The organism is Azospirillum griseum (assembly GCF_003966125.1).
Lineage (GTDB): Bacteria > Pseudomonadota > Alphaproteobacteria > Azospirillales > Azospirillaceae > Azospirillum > Azospirillum griseum.
Window position 1 is genome coordinate 57,231 of the sequence record NZ_RXMA01000025.1, and the last position, 25,997, is coordinate 83,227.

Here is a 25,997-nt window from a genome sequence, read left to right on the forward strand (position 1 = left end):
TTTTCAAAGCCTGTCTGAAAAATGCGCCACCAGCGCGTCGCGCATCATCGCCGCCATGCGCGCCCGCGTCTCTTCCGTCGCTGAACCGACATGCGGAAACAGAACGATGTCGGGGTGGGTGAGCAACTCGGCGCGCGGCGTGGGTTCGTCCTCGCACACGTCCAGCCCCGCCCCGGCGATGGTCCCGTCGGCCAAGGCCGCCAGCAACGCATCCTCGTCCACCACGCTGCCGCGCGCGACGTTGACCACCACCCCGCCCGGCCCCAAGGCCCGCAGCACCGCCGCGTTGACCAGATGGCGGGTGTCCGGCCCGCCGGGGCAGCACAGGGCGAGGAAATCGGACTCCGCCGCCAGCCCCTCCGCCGTCGGGTGGTAGGGATAGGGGGCCGCCGCCTTGGCGCGCGGCCCGTGATAGGCCACGCTCATGCCGAAGGCCGTGGCCCTCGTGGCGAGTGCCGCCCCGATGTGGCCCAGCCCGACGATGCCCAGCCGCCGCCCGGTCAGGCTGCGCGACAGGGGAAAGGCCCCCGCCGCCCAATCCCCGGCGCGCACGAAGCGTTCCGCCGCCGAGAAACGGCGGACAGCGGCCAGCAGCAGCGCCATGGCGGTGTCGGCGACGTCATCGGTCAACGCGGCCGAGGTGTTGGCGATCACCAGCCCCCGCCGCCGCGCCGCGTCGAGATCGACATACTCCAACCCGGCGCTGTAGGAGGACAGGATCTCCAGATTGGGCAGCGCCTCCAGCAGCGCCGCCGTCACCGGGGTGGGGGGACGGCACGCCAAGCCACGAACGCGCGGGGCGATGGCGGCGAAATCGGCGGAGCCGATCACCTCCGGCCCGAGCACGGTGAAACGCGCCGCCAAATCCTCCACCACACCGGGCGGCAGGGGGGCGGTGCACAGAATGGTGACGTCCGTCCGGCCCATCTTGGCGTTACCCCTGAACCACGTCCTGGCGCTGGCTGCCCAGCCCCTCGATCCCCAGCGTCACCACGTCACCCGCCTTCAGGTAGGTTTGCGGCTTTTGCCCCATGCCCACGCCGGGCGGGGTCCCGGTGGAGATGATGTCGCCCGGTTGCAGCGACATGAAGCGCGACAGGTAGGACACCAGGAAGCGCACGCCATAGACCATCGTGGCCGTGCTGCCGTTCTGGTAGCGGTGGCCGTTGACCTCCAGCCACATCGGCAGATTCTGCGGGTCGGCCACCTCGTCGCGCGTCACCAGCCACGGGCCGGTCGGGCCGAAGCTGTCGGCGGACTTGCCCTTGGTCCACTGGCCGTGATGCTCGGTCTGGAAGGCGCGTTCGGACACGTCGTTGATGACGCAGTACCCGGCGACGTGATCCATCGCGTCCTCTTCGGACACGTATTTGGCGGTCTTGCCGATGATGACGCCGAGTTCAACCTCCCAATCGGTCTTCAGCGAGCCGCGCGGGATCTCGATGACGTCGTTCGGGCCGGTGATGGCGCTGGTCGCCTTCATGAAGATGATCGGTTCCGGCGGCACGGTGGCCCCGGTTTCCGCCGCGTGGTCGGAGTAGTTCAGGCCGATGCAGATGAATTTCCCGGTCCCGGTCACGCAAGGGCCAAGGCGCGGGTTGCCCTCCACCAGCGGCAGGCTGGCGGGATCAAGCGCGCGCAGGGCGTTCAACCCATCGGGCGACAGGGTGGCCCCGGCGATGTCGGTGACATGGGCCGACAGATCGCGGATGCGGCCGTCCGCGTCGAGCAAACCGGGCTTTTCCTGGCCCGCCGGGCCGTAACGAAGCAGTTTCATAACAAGTCCCCGTGGGTGTGAAACAGGATCAGGCCGCCCAACCGCCGTCGATCACATGGACGGCACCGGTGGTGTAGCCCGCCGCATCGGACGAAAGATAGACCACAAGTTCGGCGATTTCCTCCGGCTTTCCCAACCGCCCGATGGGCTGGCGGGCGATGAACGCGGCGCGCGCCTGGGCGTAATCCCCTTGGGCGCGCAGGCGGTCTTCCAGCGACGGGGATTCGACGGTCCCGGGGCAGACGACGTTGCAGCGGATGCCGCGCCCGATGAAATCAGCGGCCACCGCCTTGGTCAAACCGATCACCGCCGCCTTGGTCAAGCTGTAGACGTAGCGGTTCGGCACCGCCTTCAGGCTCGACGCGACCGACGCCATGTTGACGATCGACCCGCCCCCCTTGGCCAACATGCCGGGCAGCACGGCGCGGATCATCCGGTGCATGGATTTGACGTTCAGATCGACGCTGACATCGAACGCGTCGTCGTCGCATTCCAGGATGGTCCCGTTGTGGACGAAGCCCGCGCAGTTGAACAGCAGATCGACCGGACCGATGGATGCCACTGTTTGGGCCACGGCGGCGCTGTCGCGCACGTCGAGCGTCCGGGTGGTGACGCCGGGAATCCCGGCCAGATCGGCCAGCCGTTCCGCGTTGATGTCGAGCGCCCAGACCCGCGCGCCTTCCCGCGCGAAGGCGTCGACGGTGGCGCGGCCAATGCCCTGCGCGGCGGCGGTGATGATGGCGGTTTTGCCGTGCAGGCGTCCGCTGGTGGGCTGGTCAGGCATGATGCGTTTCCGAAGGAGGAAGAGAAGCCCCCCTCCCCCACCCGCCTGCGGGAAGAGGAGGAAGGCCCCGGCGTTTGGTCAGTGGGCGTTTGGTCAACGGGTGATGAGATCCGCCGGCAGGTCGCGGTCATGGAAGGACGAGAAAATGGCGTTCAGGCGACCGTTTTCCGAATTGGTCTTGATCCAGTTGTTGACCCATTCGCGCAACCGGTCCTCGCCCTGCGCCATCGCCATGCCGAGATTCAGTTCCTGTTGGGTGAACTTCACCTTCAGCGGGCTTTGCGTGCGGCGTTCGTTGATGGCGGCGATGGCCGTGGTCTGGCTGGACACGATGTCCACCTGTCCCGACACCAGCGCGGTGATGAGCGTTGCGTCGTCCTCGAAACGCAGGATTTCCGCACCCTTGGCGTTCTTCGTCACCAGGCTGTCGTTCACCGTGGCGCGGGTCAGGCCGATCTTTTTGCCGACCAGATCCTCATAGCCCTTGATGGCGATCTCCGCCGGGGCGGCGACGATGATGTCGAGCGTGGCGTAGGGCACGCTGAAATCGATCACCTTCTTGCGTTCCGGCGTGATCGCCAGCGTGGCGATCAGCAGATCGGCCTTGCGGGTCTGCACGGTCGGCACGCGGGCGGCGTTGGTGATCTCCACCAGTTCCAGCTCGACGCCCATGTCCTTGGCCAGCAGGCGGGCGGTTTCCACGTCCGACCCGGTCGCCTTCAGATTTTTGTCCACGAAGGCGAACAGCGGGATGCCCATCGCCACGGCCACGCGGATTTTTTTGGCCTTCATGACGTCGTCGAGGACATCGGCCTTGGCGGCTACGGGGGCGGCGGCCAGCCACAGGGCGGTGACGGCGGTGACGGTGGCGGCGAGAAGCTTGCGGATGCGCATCGTGGGTTTCCTCCGGAGGATTTTGTTCTTGAACGCGATGGGGCTTACAGGCCGTTGGACAGGAACGCCTGCAATTCGGGGGTTTGCGGGTTTTCCAGCATCTCACCGGGTCCGGTTTCCCAGACACGGCCCTGATGCATGAAAATGACCCGGTCGGCGACGCGGCGGGCGAAGGTCATTTCGTGCGTGACCACCGCCATCGTCATGCCGCCCTGGGCCAGCGTTTCCATCACGCGCAGCACCTCGCCGGTCAGTTGCGGGTCCAGCGCGGAGGTCACTTCGTCGAACAGCATGACCTTGGGCTGCATCGCCAGCGACCGGGCGATGGCCACGCGCTGCTGCTGGCCGCCCGAAAGCTGTTCGGGGTAGCAATCGATCTTTTCGGCCAACCCGACCCGCTCCAACGAGGCTTGCGCCAAGGCGCGGGCCTGGCTGTTGGGCAAGCGTTTGACCCGGCGCGGGGCCAGCGTGATGTTCTGCTCCACCGTCAGATGCGGGAACAGGTTGTAGCTTTGGAACACCATGCCGACGTCCTGGCGCAGCGCCCGCAGATCCAGCGTGGGTTGGTCCAGCCGATGGCCGCAGACCTCCAGCGTGCCCGACTGGATGGTTTCCAGCCGGTTGATGCAGCGCAGCGCCGTGCTTTTTCCCGAGCCGCTGCGGCCGATGATGGCGACGACCTCGCCCCGGTCGATCTCGAACGACACGCCCTTCAGCACTTCGACGGTGCCGAAGGATTTGTGGATGTCATGCAGCTTGACGACGGCCGACATTGAGCTTCCTCTCAAGCGAACGGCTCCAGCGCGACAGCGGGTAGCACAGGGCGAAATACAGGACGCCCGCGATCCCGAAGACGAGGAACGGCGTGAACAGCGAGTTGTTGACCACCTGCGCCGCGCGAGTCAGTTCGACAAAGCCGACGACCGAGGCGAGCGAGGTGCTTTTGAGAACCTGGACCAGAAAGCCGACCGTCGGCGGCGTGGCGATGCGCGCGGCTTGCGGCAGGATGACATCGACCAGGGTTTGCCAGCGCGTCAGGGCCAACCCTTCCGACGCTTCCCATTGGGTGCGCGGAACCGATTCCACGCAGCCGCGCCAGATTTCGCCCAAAAAGGCGCTGCAATAGACCATCAGCGACACGCCAGCCGCCAGCAGCGGCGGCAGTTCGATGCCGACCACGCCCAGGCCGAAATAGACGACGAACAGCAGGATCAGCAGCGGCGTGCCCTGGATGAGCTGCACATAGAGGAAGGAGATCCGCCGCAACAGCGCGCTGCGCGCCGTGCGCAGCAGCATCACGCCGAACCCGGCGACCCCGCCCAGGGCAAAGGCCAGCGCCGACAGGACGATGGTCCAGCCCACGCCCTGCAGCAGATAGAGGAAATGGTTGATGGTGAAGCTTCCGCCCATGATCGTCCGGCCTCCTTACAACGGGGTGCCAAGGCGGCGGCGGCGCGGAAACATCGCCTGACCGACCAGGAAGAAGGCGAATTTCAGCAGCATCGCCATCAGGAAATACAGAACCGCCACGACGATGAAGGTTTCAAAGGAGCGGAAGCTTTCCGACTGGACGGAGTTGGCAACCCCGGTCAGCTCCTCCGCCGAAATCTGCGACGTGACCGACGACGACAGCATCATCAGCACGAATTGGCCGGTCAGCGACGGGTACACCCGTTCCAGCGACGGGCGCAGGATCACGTCCCAATAGATTTGCGGAACGGACAGGCCCAGCGCCTCGGCGGCTTCGATCTGGCCGGGATGAATGGTGTCCATGCCCGCCCGCACGATTTCGGCGGTGTAGGCCCCGACGTTGAACACCATGGTCAGGATGGCGGCGGCGAAGATCGGCAGCTTCAAACCGGCGGACGCCAAGCCGAAGAAAATGAAGAAGATTTGGATCAGGTAGGGGGTGTTGCGCACCACCTCCACATAGGCCCCGCACAGCGCGGCCAGCCACGGGCGCTTGCCGCGCCGACCGATGGCGCACAGCACGCCGATCACCATGCCCAGCACGGTGGCGATGGCCGTCATCTCCAGCGTCATCAGCGCGCCGCGCAGAAACTCCGGCCAGTATTCCTGCAGGCTGGCGAAGTCGAAAGTGTACTTCACAAGATGCCCTCCCGGTGTCGGTGTCCGCCCGGCTTGCTGCCGGATTCTTGCTTCTTGTGGTGAAGGGGCGGCGCGGTGCCGCCCCCCGGACGGACCAGCGCGCCGTTACCGCGCCATCCACCCGCCATCGACCGGCAGCACCACGCCGTGCACGTAATCCGACGCCGCCGAGGCCAGGAACACCGCCGCCCCGCCCAATTCCTTGGGTTGACCCCAGTGACCGGCGGGGATGCGGGCCAGGATGTCGGCGTTGCGCTTGGGATCGTTGCGCAGCGCCTCGGTGTTGTTGGTGTCGAAATAGCCGGGCGCGATGGCGTTGACGTTGATGCCCTTGTCCGCCCATTCGCAGGCCAGCAGCCGCGTCAACCCGGCCAGCCCGCTTTTGCTGGCGGTGTAGGACGGGATGCGGATGCCGCCCTGGAAGGACAGCAGCGAGGCGATGTTGATGATCTTGCCGCCCAGACCGTCGGCGATCATCGACCGCCCCACCGCCTGGGTCAGGAAGAAGGTGGTTTTCAGGTTGACGTTCATCACGTCATCCCAATCGGCCTCGGTGAAATCCACCGCGTCGGCCCGGCGGATGATGCCCGCGTTGTTGACCAGAATATCCACCCGCGCGCCGGTCGCCTGCGCCTGTTCCATCACCGGGGCGACGGCGGCCACGCCGGACAGGTCGGCGCGGATGGCGTGGAACGGGGCACCGGCGGCGGCGACCTGGGCCGCCGTCTCGTCCATCGCCGACCGGCCCACCGCGATGATCCCGGCCCCGGCCTCCGCCAACGCCACGGCGATGGCCTGGCCCAAGCCGGTGTTGGCCCCCGTGACCAGCGCGGTCTTGCCGGTCAGATCGAAGAGGGACGGGCGGCTCATCGCAGCGTCTCCATCGGGATCCAATCCATGTCGGTGTAATCGACGTTGTCGCCGCCCATGCCCCAGATGAAGGCGTAGTTGCTGGTCCCGACGCCGGAATGGATCGACCAGGCGGGCGAGATCACCAGCTCCTCGTTCTTCACCACGATGTGGCGGGTTTCCGTCGGCTCGCCCATCAGGTGGAAGATGCGGGCGCTGTCGGCGAGGTCGAAGTAGAAATACACCTCGCAGCGGCGGGTGTGGCTGTGGGCGGGCATGGTGTTCCACATGCTGCCCGGCTCCAACTGGGTCAGACCCATCACGAGCTGGCAGGTGTCGCAGACGCCCGGCAGGATGTATTGGTAGATGGTGCGGCGGTTGGAGGTGGCGATGTCGCCGACCTCCATCTTCTTGGCCTGATCCTGGCGGATGTGCCGGGTTTCGAAACGGGCGTGCGCCGGGGTGCTCATCACATAGAATTTGGCCGGGTTGGCCGGATCGACGCTTTCGAACCGCACGTCGGCGCTGTCCTTGCCGATGTAGAGGGCGTCGCGGTTGCCCATCTCATAGACCGCGCCATCCACCCGCACGCGGCCCGGCGCGCCGATGTTGAACACGCCCATTTCGCGCCGCGCCAGGAAGGTGGGGGATCCCACCTCCTTCGGGGCGGACAGGACGACCGACTCCGTCGTCGGCAGGACGCCGCCCACCACCACCCGGTCCACCGTGCTGTAGGTCAGCGTGATCTGATTGGGCTGGAACAGGTTTTCCATCAGGAAATGGCGGCGCAGCGCGGCGGTGTCATAGCCCTTGGCGTCGTCGGGGTGCGGCGCGTAGCGAAGATCAATGTTCATGCTGTCTCCCTGAGGGGATCGGTGGCGGTGCGATGCCGCCCGACCGATCCGCCCCCGTCCGTGGGGCGCGGTGGTGCGCCGGTGTCTGGGTCGAGGAATAGGATATACTAGTATATCAGTCAAGCGGGAATCCATGGTCCCGCCAACAGCGGCGATTCCAAACAGTCTGTAGTCCAATTTCAAACGCACCCTCGACAGCGGGCGGATCGTGTAGTACGACTACATTCACGCCATCCGGTCGCCCTGCCTGCGGATCCCCTGCCCGTCATGCTGCCCAACCTGCACGCTTCGCTCCCGTCGCTGCGCCGCGCCGAACTGGCGGTGGCGCAGGTCGTGTTGGCGCAGCCGGACGCGGTGGTGGGGGACAGCATCGCCCAACTGGCCGCCAAGGCGGAGGTGAGCGAGCCGACGGTGGTCCGTTTCTGCCGCGCGGTCGGCTGCACCGGCTTTCAGGATTTCAAGCTGCGGCTGGCCCAGCATCTGGCCGCCAGCGCGGCGCGGGCGCAGGCGGCGACCAACGCCGGTTTGGCCCTGGTGCGTGACCTTGCCCCCACCGACAGCGTCGCCAGCGCCACGGAAAAGGTGATGGACCGCTCCATCGGTGCCCTGGTGCGCCTGCGCGACACGTTGGACGCGGTGGCGCTGGAGCAGGCGGCCCGCCGTCTGATCGCGGCGCAACGGGTGGAGATCATCGGCGTCGGGGCGTCCGGCTCCGTCGCGGTGGACGCGCATCACAAACTGTTCCGCCTGCTGCCGTCGGTCGCCGCGTCGTCGGACGCGCACATGCAGACGGCGGCGGCGGCCACGCTCGGCCCCGGCGACGTGATGCTGACGATTTCAAAGACGGGGACCAGCGCCGAAATCCTCGACGCCGCGATCATCGCGCGCGAGGGCGGGGCCTGCGTCATCGCCATCACCGCCGCGCGCGGGCCGCTGGCCAAGCTGGCCGATGTGCTGCTGGCGGTGGAGGTGGACGAGGACACCGCCGTGCACACGCCCATGGCCTCGCGCCTGGCCCAACTGGCGTTGGTGGACGCGCTGACCGTCGCGGTCGGCCTGCTGTCGCCGCCGGAAACCAACCAGCGGCTTGCCCGCATCAAGACCGCGCTGCGCGGTCGTCACCGCATCACCGGGCCGGAGGACGTGCCGTCCACCCTGCGCGGCGATCCCTTGCCCGTGAAGGACGCGTCATGACCAGCACCGCCGCCGCGACTCTCGACCAGCTTGCCGCCTACGGCGTGGTTCCGGTCATCCGCAACAGCTCCGCCGATCTGGCGCGCACCGCCGTGTCGTGGCTGCGCGAGGCCGGGTACGGGACCTTTGAAATCACCATGACCACGCCCGGTGCCGTCGGTCTGATCGCCGAGTTGAGCGCGCAGGGCGGTGCCCTGATCGGGGCCGGGACCGTTCTGACCGCCGCCGGGGTTGATGAGGTGGTGGCCGCCGGTGCCCGCTACGTCGTGTCGCCCTGCGTGGTGCCGGAGGTGGCGGCCGCCTGCCGCCGCCACGGCGTGGCCTGCCTGATGGGCGCGCTGACTCCGACGGAGGTGCACGCCGCCATTCTGGCCGGGGCCGATGCGGTCAAGGTGTTCCCGGCCTCCACCGTCGGCCCGGCGCACATCAAGGCGCTGAAGTCGGTGTTCCCCGGCGTGCGCTTTGTCCCCACCGGCGGCATCGACGCGGGCAATGTCGCGGCCTATGTCGCGGCGGGCGTGGCCTGCGTCGGAGCGGGCGGCAAACTGGTCGACGAGGCGCTGGTCAAGCGCGGCGACCGCGATGGAATTCTGAACGCTGGACGCCAGCTTTTGGACGCTTACACGGCGGCCAAGGTGGCGTGACCTGGGGCGGGGGGTGGGTCGATTCATCCCCCGCTCCATTTTTCTTTTTGTGATCGGACGTTGATCTGATTGTGATGTGAGGGTGTTTGGGCGCGCGTATGGTCAGGCGCGCAGATAGGCCCACCCCTCGGCCTGCGCGGTGGCGATGTCGAGCACCGCCGCCACAACCACGGTCAAGGCCCCGGCGTCGCGCCCCGCCGCCCTCAGGCTGTTGGCGCACAGGCGCAACAGGCCATCGGTGGCCGGATCGGGATGGTCCAGCGCCGCAACCACCGCCGCGCCGTTCACCACCAGCCGCACCGCCGCGTCGGGCCGCAGTTTCAGCAGATTGGCGGCGTTGCGCCGCCCCCGCTCCAGCGCGCCCGGCGTCGGCGCGTGGATGACCAGACGGATCACCGGTTCCCCGCCCATCGCTCAACCCGCCTTCGCCGCGTCGTAAAAGCTGTGGTCGAACAGGGCGTCCACGTCCACCGGATCGGGGATTTGGCCCAAGCTCTGCTGGAACGCCTGCATTTTCTTGGTGGAGTCGACGATGCGGCGCGGGTCATCGACGAAGTTGGTGGCCCCGGAGACCAAGGCCGCCCGCATCACCGCCGGTTCGATCAGACCCTTGCCGATGGCCTCGGTGACGATGACCGCCGTGCGGTCGGGGTTGGCGATGGCGAAGGCGGTGGCGCGGATGTGCAGCCGCACCAGCGTGGCCACCGCCGCCCGGCTCTGCGCGATCGCCGATTCCGTCACCGCCAGGATCGCGCCGGGCTGTTGTGGGAACAGGGTCCCGGCCTTGGCGACCAGGCGCGCGTCGGGCAGGCGGCTTTGCACCAGCGTCAGGGTCGGTTCGAGGATCGACGCGCCATCGACCGCGCCCGACAGCAGCGCCTGTTGCACCTGCTCGTCGCCCATGCCGACGATTTGAAGGTCGCTGGCCGGGATCTTCGCCACCTCCTGCGCCCAATAGCGCAGCACGGTGTCGGGGACCGATCCGGCGGGCAGGCTGGCGATCTTGGCCGGACGCCCCTGCGCGGCGCGGAAGGCGGCAAACCCCTCCGCCGGGCTGGCGGCGCTGGCGGTCAAACTGGCGAAGGGGCCGCGCCCGATGAGCGCTACCTGATCGATGACGTTGGCGGCAACCACCTTCAGCTTGACGCCCTTGGAACGGGCGATCATCGCCGGGCCGATGCCGACATAGGCGACGTCCAGCGTCCCCGACGCCAGGGCCTGGATCATCGCCGGTCCGGATTGGAAGCTGGTCAGGGTCAGATCCAGCCCGGCGTCCTTCGCCCAGCCTTCCCCGTTCAACACATAGAGTTGGGTCATCGGGATGATGGGGATGTAGCCGACCCGCAGCGGCGTGGCGGCGGCGGACGGGCGCGGCAGCGCGGCGCTGCCCGCCACAGCGGCGGCGGCGGCCAGCAGGGCGCGGCGATTGAGCGGCATGGTCATCCCTCCAGAAAATCCACGCGCAGGGTAGAATGGGGATTGGGAAATGACAATTCACATTCCAGCGCGCCTCTTATCAATGAACAACAAGATTATTTGCGTGATTTAAGGGGCCATTGCCAGCCATTGAACCACGACCGTCTCGCCGCGTATCCTGATCGCAACCACGCATCCGAAAAGGACGGGCATGATGAGTGAACGGGGGTTTGCGGTTGGCGCGGCGGTTCTGGCGCTGTGGGTTGGCACGGCCTGGGCGGCCGAGGTCGTTGTGGAGCAGCAGAACAAGGCGTTCACCCCGCCGTCGGTCACGGCGCAGGTGGGGGACACCCTGACCTTCACCAACGGCGATCTGTACACCCACAACATGTTTTCCGGCACGCTGGGGCACGAGTTCAATCTGGGCGGTCAAAATCCGGGTGAAAAGAAGTCGATCCGCCTGACCAAGGCCGGAACCTTTGAGGTGGAGTGCCAGATTCACCCGCGCATGCACCTGACCGTCACCGTGAAATGAACGGTGCCGTGAAATGAGCGGCGCGCAGCCCTGATGCTCGATCACATCCCAATCCGCTACAAGCTGACGTTGGCCTTCGCCCTGATCCTGGCGATCACGGCGGTGGGTGGCTGGTTCAGCGTGCAGGCGGTGACGGAGGTCGGGCGTCTGGTGGTGACGCTGTACGACAAGCCGTTGCAGGCCATCGACTTCAGCCGGTCGGCGCAACTGCATGTGCGGGCGATGGTGATGGCGCAGCGCGTCGCCTCCCTGGGCAACCCGCACATGGCCGAACAGGCGCGGGCCGAATACCACGCCGCGCGCGACGAGTTTGACGATGATCTGGCGGTGGCCCATCGCCGCGCCTCCAGCCCGGCGCTGCGCCAGCGGCTGGACGAGGTGAAGGCGCTGATCGGGCAATGGGACGCGCTGATACCCGCCACCGTGTCCACCGATGTCGAGGACCCGGCGATCCATGACCTCAGCCGCCGCATTCTCACGGTCATTGATCTGGCGGTGGAAAGCGCGAAATCCGATGGATTCTACTTCGTCGAGGACGCCCGCGCCGAAGCGGCGGAGGCGCAGCGCACCACTCTGGTGATCGTGGCGGCGGTGCTGTTGACCGGGCTGCTGGTGGCCGGGCTGCTGACCCGGAACATCGTCCGCCCGCTCAATCGCGCGGTGCGCATGGCCGAAACCATCGCCGGTGGTCATCTGAGCGAGCCGGTGACGAGCCAGCGGCGCGACGAAACCGGCAAGCTGCTGCGCGCCATGGAGGTGATGCGGGCGCAACTGCTGCTGCGGGTCGAGGCCGACCGCCGCCTGATGGAGTTGGAGCGGGAACGTCGGGTCAATCTGGGCCGCTATCTGGATCCGGCAATCGGCGCGTGGCTGGCCGACAACAGCCCGGAAACGGTGCGGGCGGGCGCGCGGCACGATGTGGGGATCCTGTTCACCGACATCCGGGGCTTCACCCGCCGGTCGGAGGGGTTGGACCCGGCGGCGCTGGGCCGCTTCGTCGGGGAATTCCGCGCCTGCGTCGCCGCAGCGGCGGCGGCTCATGGCGGTGTGATCGACAAATTCATCGGCGACGCCGCCATGGTCCTGTTCGGCGTCCCCCACCCGCGCGACTGTGCGGCGGCGGACGCGCTGGCCTGCGCGCAAGAGCTGCTGGCCCGTGTCGCCGCCTGGAACGCGGAGCGGGCCGAACGGGGCGAGGACGCCGTGCGGATCGGCGTTGGCGTCCATTGGGGGCCGGTCTTCTGCGGCGCGGTTGGGGACGAGGTGCGGTTGGAATACACGGTGCTGGGTGACACGGTGAACGTCGCCGCCCGGCTTCAGGACGAAACGAAAAGCGCCGGGGTCCCGCTCGTCGCCTCCCGCGCCGCGCTGGCCGCCTCGGGCGCGGTGGATGAGGCGGGGCGGCCCTCGGCCCCCGGCTGGATCGCCCTGCCCGGCAAGGCGCTGCGCGGACGTGATGGCGTTATGGAGCTGTATGGCTGGGCGTTGGCCGCCGCACCAGCCACCGGTTCAGCAGCAGGCTGAGCAGCGCCGCCGCGCAGATCACGGCACCCATCGGGGTGGCGGTCCCGTTGGCGAGCAGCCCGACCACCCAACCCGACACGCCGCCGACGCAGAATTGCAGCATCCCGGCCAGGGCCGACGCCGTGCCCGCCATGTGCGGAAAGGACTGCATGGCGCAGGCCATGGCGTTGGCGTTGATGAAGGACATCATTGCCATGAAGAGCAGGATCGCCGCCACCAACCCCCACAGCCCGCCAACCCCGCTGGCCGCCACCGCCAGCACCACCAGCCCGGCGGCGGCGGCCAGGGCGGTGCCGGTCCGCAACATGCGTTCCGCGCCGTAACGCAGGACGATGCGGCTGTTGACGGTGCTCATCGCCATCATGCCGACGATGTTGATGCCGAACAGAAAACCGAAATACTCGGGGTTCACGCCGAACAGGTCAATGTAGACGAAGGGCGAGCCGGAGATGAAGGCGAACATGCCTGCATAGATGCAGGCGCTGCCAAAGGCGAACCCCAGATAGGCGCGGTTGGTCAGCAATTGCCGGTAGGACAGCGCCAGCGTCATCGGCCGCAGGCTGCTGCGCCGGTCGCGCGCCAGCGTTTCCGGCAGGCTGCACAAGGCCAGCAGCGCGATGGCTCCAAAAATCGCCTGCCCCCAGAAAATCCAACGCCAGTTGGCCCAGATCAGGATTTGCCCGCCGATCAGGGGCGCGATGATCGGCGCGGCCCCCATCACCAGCATCATCAGCGACAGGGTGCGCGCCGCGCGGTCGCGGTCGAACACGTCGCGGATCATGGCGCGGACCAGCACCGGCCCGGCGCAGGCCCCCACCCCCTGGACGAACCGCCAGCCCGCTAGATGCGCGATGTCGTTGGACAGCGAACAGTCGACGCAGGCCACGCCATAGAGCAGAATGCCGACCGCGATCGGGCCGCGCCGTCCGAACCGGTCGCCCAGCGCCCCCCAGATCAATTGCCCGATGCCAAAGCCCAGAAAGAAGGCCGACAGGGTCCATTGCACCTGATCCTGTGGCACGCGCAAATCAGCCCCGATGGTCGGCATGCCCGGCAGATACATGTCGGTCCCCATCGGACCGAAGGAGGTGAGAACCCCCAGCGCGGCCATGAAAAACGGGTTGTTGGCGGGCGACAGGGCACGAACGGCGGCAAGGCGCGCGAGCATCGGCGTTCCAGGAGTCGGGGGGACGGAAACAGGTCAGACAACTGACAGCAACAGTGAGCGCGCATCCGCCCGGCGAAAACCCCCTGTCTTGGAATGGCAGCCTTGCCATACGGGGCGATCCGCTGGATAATGGGCGATCATCGAACACAACGCGCGGCGGTATCGCCGGTTTTCCGCTGCCGCATCCTTTCCACTGGATGGATGCAGCGGTCCGTGGCTAACTGAACCCCAGTCCCCTTCAGACGGAAAAGCCGCACCATGACGTCGTTGACCCGCCGTTCGGTTCTGCATCTGGGGGCGTCCAGCCTCGCCGCCCTGTCCACCGCCGGGATTGTCCCCAACACCGCCTGTGCGTCCGGTTTCACCCCCGGCTTGATCTACGCGGTTGGGCAGAAGTTCGACAAAAGCTTCAACGAGGGGGCTTACACCGGGGCGGAGCGTTTCAAGTCCGCGAGCGGGATCGGTTATCTCGAATACGCGCCGCAGGCACCGGCGCAGTTCGATCTGGGGGTGGCCGGGCTGATCCGGCGCGGGGCCACTGACATCGTCACCGTCGGCTTTTACTACGCCACCCCGCTCGCCAAACTGGCCCCGCAACACCCGACGGTGCGTTTCACCATTGTGGACGCGGTGGCGGAGGCGACCAACATCCGTTCCGTCACCTTCCGGGAGCAGGAAGGATCCTTTCTGGTCGGCGTGTTGGCGGCGCTGGCGTCGAAAAGCGGGACCGTCGGCTTTGTCGGGGCGCTCGACATCCCGCTGCTGCGCAAGTTCATCGCGGGCTTCACCCAGGGTGCCCGCCACGCGCGCGGTGACATCACCGTGCTGGTCAATTTCGTCGGCACCACACCCGACGCCTTCAACGACCCCACCACCGGGGCGGAGGTGGCGCGCAGCCAGTTCCAGCGTGGGGCGGATGTCGTCTTTGCGGGGGCCGGCGTGTCGAATTTCGGGGTTTTCTCCGCCGCGAAGGACAATGGGCGTCTGGCCATCGGTGTGGACAGCAACCAGAACTATCTGTACCCCGGGACCATCCTGACCTCGATGCTCAAGCGGGTGGATCTGGCGGTTGATGCCACCTTCCAGGCCGGGCAGCGTGGCACCTGGACGCCCGGTGCCCATGTGCTGGGATTGGCGGACGGGGCGATGGACTATGCGGTGGACGAAAACAACCGCGCCCTGCTCACCCCGGCGATGCTGAACGCGGCGGAAGACGCGCGGCGCGCCATCATCGCCGGGCGCATACCCGTGACCGACGGAACCTGACGCCGCCGGGCCTGGTCAGCACAGGGTGTTGCAGGGGAACGGGTGGCTGGAGCGGGAGAGGGATTTGCGGCGGTCCTGCGGGTTGGCGAAACGCCCGCACACCCGGCGGTACAGGGCACTGAGATGGGCGGCGTCCACGTCATGGTCGCGGCGGCGGGCGATGCACAGCAGATCCCACACCATTTGCCTCAGCGCCGCGTGGCCCCAGGGTTCGCGCATCAGTTCCGCCCCGCGACGGATGGCTTCGGCGGGCGACAACCGTTGGTGAACAGCGATCACGGCGATTTCGTCCGGCTCCAATTCATGGCTGCCGATGGTGGGGTGATGAACGGTGGGACGATCAAACTCGGGAAGGTTCCACGCAGGGTGTTCGGGGGCGCAGGGCTGATCCAGGATCGGCATCGGCGTACTCCCTGTTTGACGATTTGGGGAATTTGGGGCGATGGGCTGACGTTGGGTCGTTGATTGTCGGGTTGTTGTTTCCGTTGATCCCTCAATCCCGAGTCTATCCCGTTTTGTGCTGCGCACACAGTCAACGGAATGTCGCACGACCTCTGGCTGAGGATCCGACGAGCGTCATAGATCGGCGCGCCAAATCATCCGCTATGCCCTCTGTGCCGCTGGGGGCTTGCAACGCGAAACACCGACCCTCACATATCCGACACGCACGAACTGAGACCGTGCCATGGAGACGATCAATGACGCCCGAGGAACGCACCCTTCTGTCCGACCTGTTCCGTCATCTGCGCGACGCGGAAGGCCAGCCGCGCGACGCCGATGCCGACAGCTTCATCCGCCAGGCGGTGCAAAGCCAACCCCTCGCCCCTTATTACATGGCCCAGACCATTCTGGTGCAACAGCAGGCGCTGACCAACGCCCAGACCCGCATCGAGGAGTTGGAGCGCCAGTTGAAGGAGGCGCAAAGCAAGGCCGCGCAACCAGGTCCGGCCGCTTCGGGCGGCAGTTTCCTGTCCAACGCGTTGGGCTTGGGCCGCAGCCCCTGGGGCGGCAGCCGTTCGGACGCTCCGGCTCCCGTCGTGGCACCCCCGCCCTCCGGCCCGGCGCGCAGCCCATGGGGTGCCCCCGCCGCTGGCCCGGCCCCCAGCCCTTACGCCCAGCCCGCTTACGCGCCGCAACCGGGCTTCGCCCCGCAGCAACCCTACACGTCGCGTGGCGGCGGTTTTCTGGCCGGTGCGGCGCAGACCGCCGCCGGTGTGGCGGGTGGCATGCTGGCGGCCAGCGCGATTTCTTCGCTGTTCAGCCATGGATCCGGCGCGCTGGGTGGTGGGGTTGCCGCCGCCGCACACACGCCGGTGGGCGACACGGTGGTGAACGAGACGGTCGTCAACAACTTCTATGGCGACAGCGCCGTCCCGCGCGAGGTCTCGCACCAGCAACCGGCACCCCACCAGGAGGCCAGCTATCAGGGCGATGATGGGTCCTATGTGGATGGCGGCGAGGGCGGTGGTTCGGACGAGTCCTGGATCTGATCGCGCCGCGACGTCGGTTTTGATGGAATGAAACGGCAAAGGCCCCAGCCCTGGATCGCTCCGGGGCTGGGGCCTTTTCGCTGTGCGCGTGGATGATGGTGCGCTTACGCCGCGCGCTTGACCGTGGGGCGTTGGGTGTAGGCGGCAGGAAGGGGCGCACCGGTGTAGCGGTGGACGGTCAGCCCATCCAGATCGATGTCGGTCGGCACGCCGCTGATGACGTCAGCCAGCAGACGGCCCGAACCGGCGGCCATCGTCCAGCCCAAGGTGCCATGGCCGGTGTTCAGGAACAGGTTCTTGACCGGGGTCGGACCGACGATGGGGGTGCCGTCCGGGGTGTTGGGGCGTAGGCCGGTCCAGAACTCCGCCTTCGACAGGTCGCCGCCGCGCGGGAACAGATCGCGGACGACGTGATCGAGCGGACCGCGACGGCCCTGGCGCAGCGTGAGGTCGAAGCCGGTCAGTTCCGCCGTGCCGCCGACGCGGATGCGGTCGCCCAGCCGGGTGACGGCGATCTTGTGGGTTTCGTCCATCACGGTGGATTCCGGCGCGCCCGACGAATCGGTGATCGGCAGCGTCAGCGAATAGCCCTTGACCGGATAGACCGGCAGCTTCAGGCCAAAGCCCTTGACCAGCTTGGGCGAATAGCTGCCCATGGCGACGACGTAGGCGTCGGCGGTCAGCGTGCCCTGATCGGTGACGACGCCCGTCACCTTGGTCCCGTCGCTCTCCAGGCCGCGAATGGTCACGCCGTAGCGGAACGACACCCCGCGCCTGGTGGCGAAGTCGGCTAGGCGGTTGGTGAACATGAAGCAGTCGCCGGTTTCGTCGCCGGGCAGCAGCAGACCGCCGACCAGCTTGTCCTTGACCAGTTCCAGGGCCGGTTCGACCGAGGACAGGCCGTTGCGGTCGTGCAGGCTGAAGGGCACGCCGAATTTCTCCAGCACCGCCATGTCGTACCCTGCGGCGTCCAACTGCTTTTGCGTGCGGAACACCTGGAAGGTGCCCTTGGTCCGCTCGTCATAGGTGATGCCGGTTTCCGCGCGCAGCGCCTTCAGGCAATCGCGGCTGTATTCGGCGATGCGGACCATGCGGGCCTTGTTGAGCTGATAGCTGGTTTCGTTGGCGTTCATCAGCAGCTTGATGCACCACGACCACAGGGCCGGATCCAGCTTCGGCCGGATCACCAGCGGCGAATGCTTCATCGTCAGCCACTTCACCGCCTTCAGCATCAGGCCGGGGGCCGCCCACGGGGCCGAATAGCCCGGCGACACCTCGCCCGCGTTGGCGAAGCTGGTTTCCAGCGCCGGACCGTTCTGGCGGTCGATCACCGTCACCTCGTGACCGGCGCGGGCCAGATAATAGGCCGTGCTGACACCGATGACGCCGCTGCCAAGAACGATCACGCGCATAGGACTGGCCTCCGAAGCTGGAAAATTCACTCTGCACACAGGTCTTAGCAAACGGGATGCCAAGCGATGGAGATGGCGGTTTGATTGGAGTCTGGCGGGTTGGGGGCGGATCAGCCTGTATTGAAACGTTTACAGATGGTGGTCCAATACGCCCTCTTTCCATTGAAATCAGCGGTTTGAGTGCGGTGTAAACATTTTGATACGCTGTACGTGTTCAGTTACAGTGGAGACGATGTTGTCCCCCATGCGGAGCCGACCATGCGCATCGAGGTTCTGTTCACCGACCGGGTCGGCATCGCCCATGAAATTCTGGCGGTGTTGGCGGTGCGCCGGTTGAATGTGGTGGGGGTGGAGGTCGATCCGCCGCACATCCACATCGACGCGCCCGGGCTGGATCCCGCCGCCCTGCCCGCGCTCGACTCCGCTCTGCGCACGGTGGCCGGGGTGCAGCGGGTCAGCGCCATCGACATGATGCCCGGGACCCGGCGGCGGCTGCATCTGGACGCGCTGCTGGCCGCCCTGCCCGATCCGGTGCTGGCGGTGGATCGCGGCGGGCGGGTGGTGGTGGCCAACGCGGCGGCCGCGCGCGTGGCCGGAACCAGCGAAAGCGCGCTGACCGGGGCCGATCTGGGCGCGCTGTTCGGTGACCCCGGCCTGACCATTGAGGTGTTGAGCGCCGATCCCAGCGGCGGCGGTTTCCGCAGCGCCAGCCGCGAGGCGACCCTGAACGGCCAGCCCTTTTTGCTCGACGTCACCCCGATCATCGACAGCGCGGGCGCGGGCGGGCCGGAGGGGGCGGTCATCACCCTGTTCGCTCCGGCCCGTCTGGGCGAGCGGCTGGACGCCTTGCAGAATTTCGACGAGGGCGGCTTTGACAAGATTCTGGGCGATTCCCCGCCGATGCGCGGGTTGAAGGCGCGCGCCGCGCGGGTGGCGGCGGTGGAGGCCCCCTTGCTGATCTTGGGCGAAACCGGGACCGGCAAGGAGCTGATCGCGCACGCCTGCCACCGCGCCAGCCCGCGCGCGGGCAAGCCCTTTCTGGCCCTGAACTGCGCGGCGGTCCCGGAAAATCTGGCGGAAAGCGAGCTGTTCGGCTACGCCCCCGGCTCCTTCACCGGGGCGCAGCGCGGCGGCAAGCCGGGGTTGCTGGAGCTGGCCCATGGCGGGACCGTGTTCCTCGACGAGATCGGCGAAATGTCGGCCTATCTTCAGGCCAAATTGTTGCGATTCCTCAACGACGGCAGTTTCCGAAGGGTCGGTGGGGAGCGGGAACAAAAGGTCGATGTCCGCGTCATCAGCGCCACCCACCGCCCGATGGAGGCGATGGTGGCCGACCAGCGCTTTCGCGAGGATTTGTTTTACCGGTTGAACGTGCTGACGGTGCAGGTGCCGCCGTTGCGCGAGCGCGGCGACGACATCCTGTTGCTGGCCCGCCATTTCATCGCGCGGGCCTGCGCCCAGACCCGCCGCCCGCCCTGCCGCCTGACCGGGGCGGCGGCGGCGACGCTGCTGGCCAACCGTTGGCCGGGCAACGTCCGTCAGTTGGAAAACGTCATCTTCCGCGCGGTGACGATGAGCGACAGCGCCGTGATCGACGCCGCCGACCTTGATCTTGCCGGTGCCCGCATCACCGCCGCGCTCGATCCCTCCCCCCTGTCGCTCGACCCGGAGGGCGAGGGGTGGGAGGAGGCGGTGGAGGGGTTCGAGCGCACGCTGTTGCGCACGCTCTACCCCCGTTTTCCGTCCAGCCGCAAGCTGGCGGCCCGGCTGCGCACCTCGCACACCATGATCGCCAACAAGCTGCGCAAATACGGCATTCCCGACCGTTGAGCGGTTATTCCCGCACGACGTAGGTGTAGAAGCGGACCCGGCCATCCTCGCCGGTTTCGCGGTACAGGCCCTGGATTTCGTTGTCGAAGCCGGGGAAGCGGTTCGCCCCTTCCTGGAACATCTTCAGGTAATCGATCATCGGGCGGGCGCGCTCGTCCAGCCGCTCACCCGGAACCACGGTGGCGATGCCGGGCGGGTAGACGACGAACAGGGTGGTGGCGATCCGCCCGAACGCCTCGTCGATCGGCACGTAATCGACGTTGTTGCGCACCAGATGGCGGGTGGCCTCGCGCGGCGGCATCACCATGGTGGGCAGATGCTGCGGGCGGAACATGTTCCGCTGCAACTGGCTGGTTCCGGCGTCGCGGTAATAGGCGTGCATCGCGCCGCACAGGTCGCGCAGGCGGGTCCCGGTGTAACGCTGGGGCCGTTTGGCGACGAATTCGGGGATGACGTCCTCCAACAGGGCGTTGTCGTCGTGCAGCCGCTTGAAGGCGACCAGACCGCTCAACAGCGTGCCCGCCTTGCTCGATTCCACGCCCGGCGTCAGCAGGAACAGGATGGAGTTCAGATCGTTCTTTTCCGGGACGATGCGGTTTTCGCGCAGATATTGCGCCAGAACCGGGGCCGGAATGCCGTGATCCTCATAGGCCCCGGTGTGCCGGTTGAAGCCGGGGGTCAGCAGGGTCAGCTTGTTCGGGTCGGTCATGGCGTAGCCGGGGGCGACGTGCTGGAAGCCGTGCCAATCCGCGCCGGGGTGGAATTCCCAATGGTGGACGTTGGCGGCCAACTCGTCGGTCGGCACATCCTCCCACGCCATTTCAACGCCCTTGACGCTGGTGCGGTCGGGCACGAAGGGGTCGAAGAACCAGCGGCGGGCCGGGTCGCTCTCGCGCCCTTCGAATTCGCGGCGGATCGCGCGGATCTTTTTGCGCAGCTCGATGCCCAGGCGGATGGTGTCGTCCCACAGCACCTCGCCCGACCGCCCCTTCATCATCTGCGCGCCGACGTCCAGCGAGGCGAACAGCGGGTAGAAGGGCGAGGTCGAGGCGTGCAGCAGGAAGGTTTCGTTGAAGCGGCGATGCTCCACCCGACGACGCTGCTTGCCGAGATGGCTGTCCTTCACATGGATCTGCGAGGCCTGCGAGAAGCTGGCGAGCTGCTTGTGCGTCGATTGGGTGGCGATGATGCCGGGGTGGTTCTCGCCCAACTGGTCCAGCCCCATGGCGAAGCGGCCCCGGAACAGCGGGTGGAACTTCAGGAACCCGGCCCACGCCTCGTCAAACAGGATGTAGTCGCAGAGATGGCCGATCTTGGCCAAAATTGTCTCGGCGCTGTAGATGGTCCCGTCGTAGCTGCATTGCTGGATCACCGCCGCGCGGAACGGGCGCTCGCGCTTCCAGGCGTCGGGATCCGTGACCAACGGGTTGTTGCGGATCTTCTCGCGGATGCGCTCCTCGTCCAGCGCCTCATGGTCGATCGGGCCGATCAGGCCGAAGGGGTTGCGGTCGGTTTCCAGGAAGATCGGGATGCCGCCGCCCAGGAACAGGCCGCCATGGTGGGCCGCCTTGTGGTTGTTGCGGTCGAACAGCACCAGATCATCTTCGGCCACCAGCGCCGACAGCACGATCTTGTTGGACGCCGAGGTGCCGTTCAGCACGAAATAGGTGCGCTCCGCCCCGAAGATTTGGGCGGCCTCCTTTTGCGCCTTCAGCGCCGGGCCTTCGTGGATCAGCAGATCGCCCATCTCCAACACCGAATTGTCGATGTCGTCGCGGAACACGGCTTCGCCCAGATGTTCGACGAAAATCCGCCCGATGGGGCTGCGGTTGTAGAAGATGCCGCCGTTGTGGCCGGGGCAGGTCCACAGCTGGTTGCCTTCCTCGGCGTAATCGACCAGCGCGCCGAAGAAGGGGGTTTTCAGGGTTTCGGCGTATTGCTTCAACCGGCTGACCAGATTCTTGGCGATGAATTCCGGCGTTTCTTCAGCCAGGAACACATAGCCATCGACCTGGTTGAGCACGTCGACCGGAATGTCTTCCAGGCGCTGGCGGCGCACCAGCAGGATGATCGGCATTTCCAGGCCGCGCGCGCGGGCCAGCGCGATCAGCGAGGCGTTCTTGCCGTCCAACCCGCGTTTGCCCCAATCGACGATCATGCAGCCGATGGCGGCGTCGGTGCGGATCGCCAGTTCGGCGTCCTCGATCCGGCGGGTCCGCACGACCTGGAAGCCCAGCCGCTCCACCTCCGACAGGATCTGTTGCAGCCGCACCCCTTCCAGCTCATCGACCTCGAAGTTCGGCGCGCAGATCAGGACATTGAAACGACGGAAAAATTCCATGCCGGGACTCCGGTTGGGCGGAAAGGAAGGGACAGAACGACGGAATGAACGGTGCGGGCGGCGGGTTTATTCACCCGCCGGAACCGTGCCACCGAGATGATCGTCGGGCAACCGTCCATCGGCGGCACCGACGGGGCGTTGCAAAAAGACGCTGTCGGTCCAGCGCCCGAATTTGAAACCGACGGAGCGCAAGACCCCGGCCTCGATGAAGCCGCAGGCTTCGTGCAGGCGGCGCGACGGGATGTTGGAGCTGTCCACCACGGCGATCATCTGGCGGGTCTTGGTCTGCTCCAGCGCCGCAATCAGGGCGGGCAGCAGACGCCGCCCGATGCCCATGCCGCGAAAATCCTTGTGGACGTAGATCGAGTGTTCGACCGTGTAGCGGTAGGCCGGGCGTTTGCGGAAGGGCGCGGCGTAGGCGTAACCGACCACGGTCCCGTCCAGATCGGCCACCAGATGCGGCAGGCGGCGTTTCAGCATCGCCTTGCGGCGGCGCTTCAGCTCGTCCGGGTGCAGGGGTTCGAGGTCGAACGGGCCAAGGCCGTGTTGGATGTGGTAGCCGTAAATGTCCAACATCGCCGGAACATCCTCCTCGGTGGAGGGGCGGATGACGATGACGGGGGCTGAATCAGGCACGGGTCCCAACCTCTGCTGCCGCAACGCCGGATCGCGTCGCGGCGGCAGGGTATCGCAAGACGATGACAGGGGTGTGACGGGGCGACGTCAGAGTGTTGACCGCCGCCCCGTCGCGCCCCTTCTCAGCGCATGCCCAGCGCGAAGACGGCACCGGCGGCACCGCCGATGGCGGCCTGGTTGGCCACCGGCTGGGACAGGACATAGGTGGTCGCGGTGGACGAGACGCTGGAGACGAAGGTCCCCGCCGCCACCGCCGAATCCAGGATCAGGGCACCCACCGCCGGGGCGGTGGCCGTCACCGCCGCGCCCGCCGTGGTGACGGCGTTGCCCACCACCGGCGCGACCACGGGAAGGGCGTAAGGCAGGGCCACCGCGCCGATGGCACCGCCAACCACCACCGTGGTGATGGTTCCGGCCCAGGACGACGATGCGCCGCCTTCGGCGGCAACGGCCGGGGTGGCCAGAAGGCTCAGAGCCACAAGGGCGGGGGCCAGTTGGCGGATCGACATGCCGTTCTCCTGCTTGCGACCGCCCATGCTTGGGATGGGTCGGCCAGGGTTGGAATCGTGTGTGGTCCCAACAAGCTTGTGCAGGCCACCCGGTGGGCGCAAGCGGGAAATTGCCCCGCGCGGCCCAATTCGCACAATCGTCAAAACACAACGCCACCGCCGCCGGGGAACAGGCGTTCCCGGGCGGCGGTGGCGTGCAACAGCGCGTCAGGTGGTTACTTGCCGCTGTAGTCGTAGAAGCCCTTGCCCGACTTGCGGCCCAGATGACCGGCGTCCACCATTTCCTTCAACAGCGGGGCGGCGCGGTATTTCGGATCGTTGAAGCCCTGATAGAACACATCCATGATGAACAGCATGGTGTCCAACCCGATCATGTCGGCCAGCGCCAACGGGCCGATCGGGTGGTTGCAGCCCAGCTTCATGCCCGCGTCGATGTCCTCGGCGGTCGCCAACCCTTCCTGCAACGCGAAGATCGCCTCGTTGATCATCGGGCAGAGGATGCGGTTGACGGCGAAACCGGGGCTGTTCTTGGCGGTGATCGGGGCCTTGCCGACGCGCTTGGCAAAGGCCATCGCCGCTTCGTGCGTGGCGTCGGAGGTCTGAAGGCCGCGAATCAGTTCCAGCAGCGCCATCAGCGGCACCGGGTTGAAGAAATGCATGCCGATGAAGCGGTCGGGACGGTCGGTCGCCGCCGCCAGCTTGGTGATGGAGATCGACGAGGTGTTGGTGGCGATCAGCGCGTCGGGCTTCAGCACGGCGGGCAGATCCTTCAGGATCTTGACCTTCAGCGCCTCGTTCTCGGTCGCGGCTTCGATCACCAGATCGCAGGTGCCCAGCGCGGCCTTGTCGGTGGTGGCGGTGATGCGGGCCAGGGCGGCGTCGCGGTCCTCCGCCGTCATCTTCTCCTTCTTGACCAGCCGGTCGAGGCTGCCGCCGATGGTCTTCAGCCCACGGGCCACCGCCTCGTCGGAAATGTCGATCATCACCACGGTCAGACCGGCGACGGCGCTGACCTGGGCGATGCCGTTGCCCATGGTCCCGGCCCCAATGACGCCAACGGTCTGGATCGTGGCGGCCGCGTTGCTCTCGGTCATTGTCCTCGGTTCCTTTTTTGGTTCGCAGGTGCAGCATCATTACACCCTTTTCCGTTGCGTCGCGATGACTCGTCGTCGCACGCCGCCACGGCCGGGGGAGAGCGCGGGTGGTGATCGGCGGAAATCCGCCGACGGCTCCGCCCACATCGGCGGATTTCCGCTGACGTGGGCGGGCAGGCCCCGCGCGCCGCGCAGTGTTTTCAATTGTTTGCGCCGCCAACAGCGGGCGGCACGGCGTTTGCTGATGGAGTGGTCAACCGCAACGCCGGTGTTGCGGACAAACGCCCTTGGGAGAGAGTGATGCGCAAGACCAGCCTGATCGCCGCCACCGTGTTGGCCGCCGCCCTGGCCTCCACCACCGCCAGCGCCGCCGATCTGGTCCGACTCGGCAACCTGAAATTCGCCCATTACGGCGCGGTGTCCTACATGAAGGAGATCGCCGGAAAATACGATCTGAAGATCGAGGAGCGGGTGTTCCCCAAGGGCATCGACATCCTGCCCGCCATCGTCGCCGGTGAAATCGACGTGGCCGCCAGCGCGGTGGACGCTGCCATCGCCGGACGCGCCTCGGGCGTGCCGATCTACGCGGTGGCCGGTTTCGCCAAGGGCGGGGCGCGCATCGTCGCCAAGCCGAACGCGGGCATCAAGACCATCGCCGATCTGAAGGGCAAGAAGGTCGCCACCCCGCGCGGCGGCGCGCAGGAACTGGTTCTGTTGGCCGAACTGGCCAAGCATGGCCTGAGCTGGTCGGACCGTCCGGGCAAGGACGTGCAGATCACCTACATGGCCTACGCCGACATGAATCAGGCGCTGTTGGCGGGCAGCATCGACGCGATGTCGCAGTCGGAGCCGCAATCGAGCCAGGCGATCAACAAGGGTTTTGGCGTCGAGGTCATCAAGCCCTACGACACCGAACTGGGCGAGCCGGTGCGCTCCCTCGTCGTCACCGAGGATTTCTACAAGAAGAAGCCCGAAATCGCCGAACGGCTGATCCGTTGCTTTGTCGAGGCGACGGCCACCTTCATCGCCCAACCGGCGCTGGCCGAATCCTACGTCCGCGACAAGATGTTCAAGGGCCAGATCACCAGCGAGGATTACAAGGACGCCATCGGCAACTCGCCCTTCTCCTATGACCTGTCGGTCGAGCATGTCCAGATCACCACGGATCTGATGCAGAAATACGGCGTCGGCCGGATGGAGAACCCGCCCAAGGCCGCCGACTGGGTCAAGCTGGACCTGCTCGCCAAGGCCAAGGCGTCGGTCAAGACCAACTGATCCAGCCCGCCCCTGCCGGAAGGAACCTCCCGATGTCCAACGCCTCGTCCAAAACCTCCGCCGCGTCGATCCTGCGCGGCTCCCTTGTTCCGTTGCTGGTGGTCGCCTTCTGGCAGGCGCTGTCCTCCTCCGGCCTGATCAACCCGGTGGTTCTGCCCTCCCCGGTGGCGGTGGTGGTGCGCTGGTGGGCCTATCTGCTGCCGTCCGAAGCCTATGACCCGGCGCAATCGGGCTGGTTCCTGTGGGCGCTGTCGGGCGAAATGCTGACCGACGCCTGGTCCAGCCTCTACCGCGTCGTGCTGGGCTTCGCCGTCGGGGCCGGGCTGGCCCTGCCGCTGGGGCTGGTGATGGGAACCAGCGAGCGCGCCTATGGGCTGATGGACCCGCTGTTGCAGG

27 protein-coding genes are annotated in these 25,997 nt (G+C 66.9%); 9 read left to right on the top strand and 18 right to left on the bottom strand.

What is annotated here, in order from left to right; all coding sequences use genetic code 11:
* Positions 1-3: 3 nt before the first annotated feature.
* The 9 genes from EJ903_RS20790 to kduI all read right to left on the bottom strand — a co-directional run bounded on the left by EJ903_RS20790 (position 4) and on the right by kduI (position 7,267).
* Positions 4-927, bottom strand: coding sequence for a 2-hydroxyacid dehydrogenase (locus EJ903_RS20790; protein WP_126619040.1), 924 nt, complete (start codon positions 925-927; stop codon positions 4-6).
* 7 nt (positions 928-934) lie between these two features.
* Positions 935-1,777 (bottom strand): fumarylacetoacetate hydrolase family protein, encoded by an 843-nt coding sequence (locus tag EJ903_RS20795; protein ID WP_126619042.1) that lies wholly within the window; start codon positions 1,775-1,777, stop codon positions 935-937.
* A gap of 28 nt (positions 1,778-1,805) precedes the next feature.
* Positions 1,806-2,561, bottom strand: coding sequence for an SDR family oxidoreductase (locus EJ903_RS20800; protein WP_126619044.1), 756 nt, complete (start codon positions 2,559-2,561; stop codon positions 1,806-1,808).
* A 93-nt stretch (positions 2,562-2,654) separates the two neighbouring features.
* Entirely contained in the window at positions 2,655-3,455 is an 801-nt protein-coding gene (locus EJ903_RS20805; RefSeq protein ID WP_126619046.1) for a transporter substrate-binding domain-containing protein, read from the bottom strand.
* Between the two features lie 44 nt (positions 3,456-3,499).
* Positions 3,500-4,228: an amino acid ABC transporter ATP-binding protein gene (locus EJ903_RS20810; protein WP_126619048.1), complete on the bottom strand. Its 729-nt coding sequence runs from the start codon at positions 4,226-4,228 to the stop codon at positions 3,500-3,502.
* The gene (locus EJ903_RS20815) at positions 4,203-4,865 is read right to left on the bottom strand and encodes an amino acid ABC transporter permease (protein WP_126619049.1); all 663 of its coding nucleotides are present in this window, start codon (positions 4,863-4,865) and stop codon (positions 4,203-4,205) included. The genes EJ903_RS20810 and EJ903_RS20815 overlap by 26 nt, the downstream gene beginning before the upstream one ends.
* Positions 4,866-4,880: 15 nt before the next feature.
* On the bottom strand, positions 4,881-5,564 hold the full coding sequence (locus tag EJ903_RS20820; protein WP_126619051.1) for an amino acid ABC transporter permease: 684 nt from the start codon (positions 5,562-5,564) through the stop codon (positions 4,881-4,883).
* A 105-nt stretch (positions 5,565-5,669) separates the two neighbouring features.
* Positions 5,670-6,434 carry a 2-dehydro-3-deoxy-D-gluconate 5-dehydrogenase KduD gene (gene kduD / locus EJ903_RS20825; protein ID WP_126619053.1) on the bottom strand — a complete coding sequence of 255 codons (765 nt, stop codon included), beginning with the start codon at positions 6,432-6,434 and terminating at the stop codon, positions 5,670-5,672.
* Positions 6,431-7,267 (bottom strand): 5-dehydro-4-deoxy-D-glucuronate isomerase, encoded by an 837-nt coding sequence (gene kduI, locus EJ903_RS20830; RefSeq protein ID WP_126619055.1) that lies wholly within the window; start codon positions 7,265-7,267, stop codon positions 6,431-6,433. Before kduI ends, kduD begins: the two co-directional genes overlap by 4 nt.
* A 267-nt stretch (positions 7,268-7,534) precedes the next feature.
* Here kduI and EJ903_RS20835 point away from each other — a divergent pair, with 267 nt between their 5' ends.
* Both EJ903_RS20835 and EJ903_RS20840 read left to right on the top strand, forming a co-directional pair.
* Positions 7,535-8,461: a MurR/RpiR family transcriptional regulator gene (locus EJ903_RS20835; protein ID WP_126619057.1), complete on the top strand. Its 927-nt coding sequence runs from the start codon at positions 7,535-7,537 to the stop codon at positions 8,459-8,461.
* The gene (locus tag EJ903_RS20840; protein ID WP_126619059.1) at positions 8,458-9,105 is read left to right on the top strand and encodes a bifunctional 4-hydroxy-2-oxoglutarate aldolase/2-dehydro-3-deoxy-phosphogluconate aldolase; all 648 of its coding nucleotides are present in this window, start codon (positions 8,458-8,460) and stop codon (positions 9,103-9,105) included. The genes EJ903_RS20835 and EJ903_RS20840 overlap by 4 nt, the downstream gene beginning before the upstream one ends.
* 102 nt (positions 9,106-9,207) lie before the next feature.
* Here the strand turns inward: EJ903_RS20840 and EJ903_RS20845 are convergent, their stop codons facing one another.
* The gene (locus tag EJ903_RS20845) at positions 9,208-9,516 is read right to left on the bottom strand and encodes a hypothetical protein (RefSeq protein WP_126619061.1); all 309 of its coding nucleotides are present in this window, start codon (positions 9,514-9,516) and stop codon (positions 9,208-9,210) included.
* 3 nt (positions 9,517-9,519) lie between these two features.
* Positions 9,520-10,542 (bottom strand): ABC transporter substrate-binding protein, encoded by a 1,023-nt coding sequence (locus tag EJ903_RS20850; RefSeq protein WP_246015807.1) that lies wholly within the window; start codon positions 10,540-10,542, stop codon positions 9,520-9,522.
* Positions 10,543-10,732: 190 nt separating this feature from the next.
* On the opposite strand from EJ903_RS20850, the gene EJ903_RS20855 reads away from it, so the two are divergent.
* Positions 10,733-11,056 (top strand): cupredoxin domain-containing protein, encoded by a 324-nt coding sequence (locus EJ903_RS20855; RefSeq protein ID WP_126619065.1) that lies wholly within the window; start codon positions 10,733-10,735, stop codon positions 11,054-11,056.
* A gap of 33 nt (positions 11,057-11,089) precedes the next feature.
* The gene (locus EJ903_RS20860) at positions 11,090-12,580 is read left to right on the top strand and encodes an adenylate/guanylate cyclase domain-containing protein (RefSeq protein ID WP_126619067.1); all 1,491 of its coding nucleotides are present in this window, start codon (positions 11,090-11,092) and stop codon (positions 12,578-12,580) included.
* Here EJ903_RS20860 and EJ903_RS20865 read toward each other — a convergent pair.
* Positions 12,519-13,748, bottom strand: a complete 1,230-nt coding sequence (locus tag EJ903_RS20865) for a Bcr/CflA family multidrug efflux MFS transporter (protein ID WP_126619069.1) — start codon at positions 13,746-13,748, stop codon at positions 12,519-12,521. The two genes, EJ903_RS20860 and EJ903_RS20865, sit on opposite strands and share 62 nt — an antisense overlap.
* 258 nt (positions 13,749-14,006) lie before the next feature.
* On the opposite strand from EJ903_RS20865, the gene EJ903_RS20870 reads away from it, so the two are divergent.
* Positions 14,007-15,014, top strand: a complete 1,008-nt coding sequence (locus EJ903_RS20870; protein ID WP_126619071.1) for a BMP family lipoprotein — start codon at positions 14,007-14,009, stop codon at positions 15,012-15,014.
* A 15-nt stretch (positions 15,015-15,029) separates the two neighbouring features.
* Here the strand turns inward: EJ903_RS20870 and EJ903_RS20875 are convergent, their stop codons facing one another.
* On the bottom strand, positions 15,030-15,416 hold the full coding sequence (locus EJ903_RS20875; RefSeq protein WP_126619073.1) for a hypothetical protein: 387 nt from the start codon (positions 15,414-15,416) through the stop codon (positions 15,030-15,032).
* Positions 15,417-15,712: 296 nt separating this feature from the next.
* Between EJ903_RS20875 and EJ903_RS20880 the strand changes: the two genes are divergently transcribed.
* Positions 15,713-16,504 carry a DUF2076 domain-containing protein gene (locus EJ903_RS20880; RefSeq protein WP_126619075.1) on the top strand — a complete coding sequence of 264 codons (792 nt, stop codon included), beginning with the start codon at positions 15,713-15,715 and terminating at the stop codon, positions 16,502-16,504.
* Positions 16,505-16,608: 104 nt separating this feature from the next.
* Here the strand turns inward: EJ903_RS20880 and EJ903_RS20885 are convergent, their stop codons facing one another.
* Entirely contained in the window at positions 16,609-17,955 is a 1,347-nt protein-coding gene (locus EJ903_RS20885) for a D-amino acid dehydrogenase (protein WP_417281862.1), read from the bottom strand.
* A gap of 219 nt (positions 17,956-18,174) precedes the next feature.
* Between EJ903_RS20885 and EJ903_RS20890 the strand changes: the two genes are divergently transcribed.
* Positions 18,175-19,746 (top strand): sigma 54-interacting transcriptional regulator, encoded by a 1,572-nt coding sequence (locus EJ903_RS20890; protein WP_126619079.1) that lies wholly within the window; start codon positions 18,175-18,177, stop codon positions 19,744-19,746.
* A 4-nt stretch (positions 19,747-19,750) separates the two neighbouring features.
* Here the strand turns inward: EJ903_RS20890 and EJ903_RS20895 are convergent, their stop codons facing one another.
* From EJ903_RS20895 to EJ903_RS20910, 4 genes are all read right to left on the bottom strand, one after another.
* On the bottom strand, positions 19,751-22,087 hold the full coding sequence (locus EJ903_RS20895; RefSeq protein ID WP_126619081.1) for an Orn/Lys/Arg family decarboxylase: 2,337 nt from the start codon (positions 22,085-22,087) through the stop codon (positions 19,751-19,753).
* A 66-nt stretch (positions 22,088-22,153) separates the two neighbouring features.
* The gene (locus EJ903_RS20900) at positions 22,154-22,723 is read right to left on the bottom strand and encodes a GNAT family N-acetyltransferase (protein WP_174237340.1); all 570 of its coding nucleotides are present in this window, start codon (positions 22,721-22,723) and stop codon (positions 22,154-22,156) included.
* Between the two features lie 122 nt (positions 22,724-22,845).
* Positions 22,846-23,232 carry a hypothetical protein gene (locus tag EJ903_RS20905; RefSeq protein WP_126619083.1) on the bottom strand — a complete coding sequence of 129 codons (387 nt, stop codon included), beginning with the start codon at positions 23,230-23,232 and terminating at the stop codon, positions 22,846-22,848.
* Positions 23,233-23,447: 215 nt separating this feature from the next.
* Positions 23,448-24,326: a 3-hydroxybutyryl-CoA dehydrogenase gene (locus EJ903_RS20910; protein ID WP_126619085.1), complete on the bottom strand. Its 879-nt coding sequence runs from the start codon at positions 24,324-24,326 to the stop codon at positions 23,448-23,450.
* Between the two features lie 300 nt (positions 24,327-24,626).
* On the opposite strand from EJ903_RS20910, the gene EJ903_RS20915 reads away from it, so the two are divergent.
* Together EJ903_RS20915 and EJ903_RS20920 are read left to right on the top strand one after the other, a co-directional pair.
* Positions 24,627-25,601 (top strand): ABC transporter substrate-binding protein, encoded by a 975-nt coding sequence (locus tag EJ903_RS20915; RefSeq protein ID WP_126619087.1) that lies wholly within the window; start codon positions 24,627-24,629, stop codon positions 25,599-25,601.
* 32 nt (positions 25,602-25,633) lie between these two features.
* A partial coding sequence (locus EJ903_RS20920) for an ABC transporter permease (RefSeq protein WP_425455510.1) occupies positions 25,634-25,997 on the top strand: 364 nt, incomplete at its 3' end.

Coding starts and splice junctions, on each gene's coding strand:
- EJ903_RS20790 (WP_126619040.1), bottom strand. CDS start 927: ATGGGCCGGACGGACGTCACCATTCTGTGCACCGCCCCCCTGCCGCCC.
- EJ903_RS20795 (WP_126619042.1), bottom strand. CDS start 1,777: ATGAAACTGCTTCGTTACGGCCCGGCGGGCCAGGAAAAGCCCGGTTTG.
- EJ903_RS20805 (WP_126619046.1), bottom strand. CDS start 3,455: ATGCGCATCCGCAAGCTTCTCGCCGCCACCGTCACCGCCGTCACCGCC.
- EJ903_RS20835 (WP_126619057.1), top strand. CDS start 7,535: ATGCTGCCCAACCTGCACGCTTCGCTCCCGTCGCTGCGCCGCGCCGAA.
- EJ903_RS20910 (WP_126619085.1), bottom strand. CDS start 24,326: ATGACCGAGAGCAACGCGGCCGCCACGATCCAGACCGTTGGCGTCATT.
- EJ903_RS20810 (WP_126619048.1), bottom strand. CDS start 4,228: ATGTCGGCCGTCGTCAAGCTGCATGACATCCACAAATCCTTCGGCACC.
- EJ903_RS20860 (WP_126619067.1), top strand. CDS start 11,090: ATGCTCGATCACATCCCAATCCGCTACAAGCTGACGTTGGCCTTCGCC.
- EJ903_RS20915 (WP_126619087.1), top strand. CDS start 24,627: ATGCGCAAGACCAGCCTGATCGCCGCCACCGTGTTGGCCGCCGCCCTG.
- EJ903_RS20870 (WP_126619071.1), top strand. CDS start 14,007: ATGACGTCGTTGACCCGCCGTTCGGTTCTGCATCTGGGGGCGTCCAGC.
- EJ903_RS20880 (WP_126619075.1), top strand. CDS start 15,713: ATGACGCCCGAGGAACGCACCCTTCTGTCCGACCTGTTCCGTCATCTG.
- EJ903_RS20855 (WP_126619065.1), top strand. CDS start 10,733: ATGATGAGTGAACGGGGGTTTGCGGTTGGCGCGGCGGTTCTGGCGCTG.
- EJ903_RS20815 (WP_126619049.1), bottom strand. CDS start 4,865: ATGGGCGGAAGCTTCACCATCAACCATTTCCTCTATCTGCTGCAGGGC.
- EJ903_RS20895 (WP_126619081.1), bottom strand. CDS start 22,087: ATGGAATTTTTCCGTCGTTTCAATGTCCTGATCTGCGCGCCGAACTTC.
- EJ903_RS20800 (WP_126619044.1), bottom strand. CDS start 2,561: ATGCCTGACCAGCCCACCAGCGGACGCCTGCACGGCAAAACCGCCATC.
- EJ903_RS20850 (WP_246015807.1), bottom strand. CDS start 10,542: ATGCCGCTCAATCGCCGCGCCCTGCTGGCCGCCGCCGCCGCTGTGGCG.
- EJ903_RS20905 (WP_126619083.1), bottom strand. CDS start 23,232: ATGTCGATCCGCCAACTGGCCCCCGCCCTTGTGGCTCTGAGCCTTCTG.
- EJ903_RS20890 (WP_126619079.1), top strand. CDS start 18,175: ATGCGCATCGAGGTTCTGTTCACCGACCGGGTCGGCATCGCCCATGAA.
- EJ903_RS20845 (WP_126619061.1), bottom strand. CDS start 9,516: ATGGGCGGGGAACCGGTGATCCGTCTGGTCATCCACGCGCCGACGCCG.
- kduI (WP_126619055.1), bottom strand. CDS start 7,267: ATGAACATTGATCTTCGCTACGCGCCGCACCCCGACGACGCCAAGGGC.
- kduD (WP_126619053.1), bottom strand. CDS start 6,434: ATGAGCCGCCCGTCCCTCTTCGATCTGACCGGCAAGACCGCGCTGGTC.
- EJ903_RS20875 (WP_126619073.1), bottom strand. CDS start 15,416: ATGCCGATCCTGGATCAGCCCTGCGCCCCCGAACACCCTGCGTGGAAC.
- EJ903_RS20840 (WP_126619059.1), top strand. CDS start 8,458: ATGACCAGCACCGCCGCCGCGACTCTCGACCAGCTTGCCGCCTACGGC.
- EJ903_RS20865 (WP_126619069.1), bottom strand. CDS start 13,748: ATGCTCGCGCGCCTTGCCGCCGTTCGTGCCCTGTCGCCCGCCAACAAC.